The sequence below is a fragment of the Neisseria sp. P0001.S005 genome (assembly GCF_051963715.1).
Genome location: NZ_JBQCTZ010000613.1, coordinates 1 through 437 on the forward strand (window position 1 = coordinate 1; position 437 = coordinate 437).

The following is a 437-nucleotide window of genomic DNA, read 5'->3' on the forward strand; positions in this document are numbered from 1 at the left end:
GGACGGCTGCGGTGGGCTTTGCGCATAATGCCGTCCAGCAACCGATGTTCTTTCAGATGTTGTCGGTTTTCCGCGCTGTCATAGCCTTTGTCGGCATAGACGGTCGTATCTTCGGCTATACCTTCCAGCAAAGGCGACAGATGGGTGCACTCATGGGTATTGGCGGGAGTGATGTGCAATTTCTCGATATATAGTGGATTAAATTTAAACCAGTACGGCGTTGCCTCGCCTTGCCGTACTAATTGTACTGTCTACGGCTTCGTCGCCTTGCCCTGATTTAAATTTAATCCACTATAGCCTTCTTCATCGGTACGGGTATGTTGTTTGTAACCGAGTTTGTAGAGGCCGTTTTTCTTTATTCAACGGGCATAGCTGTCTTTACTCGGTGTGGTTTGACCGCTGACTTGTCCTTCTTCATCGACTTCTATGGCCTGACG

Annotated in this window: 2 pseudogenes; both read right to left on the minus strand. The window is 48.7% G+C overall.

What is annotated here, in order from left to right:
• A pseudogene (locus ACTHSP_RS21995) lies at window positions 1–191 on the minus strand (transposase); the annotation flags it as partial.
• A 105-nt stretch (window positions 192–296) separates the two neighbouring features.
• Window positions 297–437: pseudogene (locus tag ACTHSP_RS22000) on the minus strand (IS5/IS1182 family transposase); the annotation flags it as partial.